General features: G+C 67.3%; 2 protein-coding genes. One reads left to right on the top strand and one right to left on the bottom strand.

Annotated elements, in window-relative coordinates; all coding sequences use genetic code 11:
- Positions 1 to 491 (top strand): CpsD/CapB family tyrosine-protein kinase (locus Q8Q85_04350; protein ID MDP3773476.1); only part of this gene is annotated, 491 nt, incomplete at its 5' end.
- An 83-nt stretch (positions 492 to 574) separates the two neighbouring features.
- Here Q8Q85_04350 and Q8Q85_04345 read toward each other — a convergent pair.
- Positions 575 to 1,117: hypothetical protein (locus tag Q8Q85_04345; protein MDP3773475.1), on the bottom strand; the 543-nt coding region annotated here is incomplete at its 5' end.

The following is a 1,117-nucleotide window of genomic DNA, read 5'->3' as shown; positions in this document are numbered from 1 at the left end:
CATTCGACATCGAGCGTGCACGTGGACTTTCGGATGTCCTGGTAGGTGAGGTTCCCCCCGAGGGTGCGATCGTCGCCAGTGGAGTGGACAAGCTCAGCGTATTGCCCTGCGGCACGCGGGTCACGAATCCCGCAGACCTGATCGGCAGCAAGGCCTTTCGCACCCTGATCGAACAGCTTGCGACGCGCTACGAGTGCATTGTGGTGGACACGCCACCGGTCCTTGCCGTCGCGGACCCCATGCTCGTCAGCGAGATGGCCGACGGGGTCCTGCTGGTAGCGGAGGCGAACCGCACGAGTCGTTTCGCCTTGCAGCGCGTGGTCGAGAATCTGCGGCGCGGGGGCGCGCCGCTCCTCGGCATCGTGCTCAACCTGATGCCAACCGGCGGTATCTACGGTCGCTACGGTGGATACTACTACCGACACTACGTTGACGGGGATCATGGCGACGCCGACGGCGCTCGGCGTGGCGGGTCGAAACTGTTCGGGTGACGTCGGCGGCGTTGCGCCGCCTCCGGTACAGGCTCCCAACCGGACGCGCCTTCGCGCATTCTGAAGAGCACTACGTCCAGCCGTCACCAGCGGAACGCGCCGGTCAACCGCCGGCGGATCTCGGCGCGCACGCGCCAGACCCCGCGTCCGTCGCTCCGGCCGGAGACGTGGCCCGCGTTGCCGATGAAATGCCGCCCCAGGTCGGCGCTGAGGTTGACGCCGTAGACCGGCGTCCACGTGCCCTGAACCGCAAGCCGCAACGTCCGTTCTACGGTGCCGGTGAGGAATCTCAGCGAATCGGCCAAGAGGTTGATGGGCGGGAAGCGTTTCGCAATGCTGCCCTCGCCCTGCCTCAGATAGGTCAGCTCGCCGGTGAGCATGGTCCGCGGCGCCGGGGACGTGGCCGCGCGGAGCGTGAGCTGATCGTAGTCGTCGTGGCTTCGGGCCAGACCGACGCCCCGTATGGTGTACTGCTCCTCGTTCGCTGGGGTGCGGTAGTCGAGGTTGTCCACCCGCGTGTACAGCGCGGACCAGCTGAGCCGGGCACGGCTCGCCCCACCCGTGACCGACAACGTGTAGCCGAGCTCGGCGGGTTTCCTGTCTCCCTGGGTACGGCGGTCCACCTG

The sequence above is a fragment of the Gemmatimonadales bacterium genome (genome assembly GCA_030697825.1).
GTDB lineage: Bacteria > Gemmatimonadota > Gemmatimonadetes > Gemmatimonadales > JACORV01 > JACORV01.
This window is presented reverse-complemented; position numbering and strand designations above follow the sequence as displayed.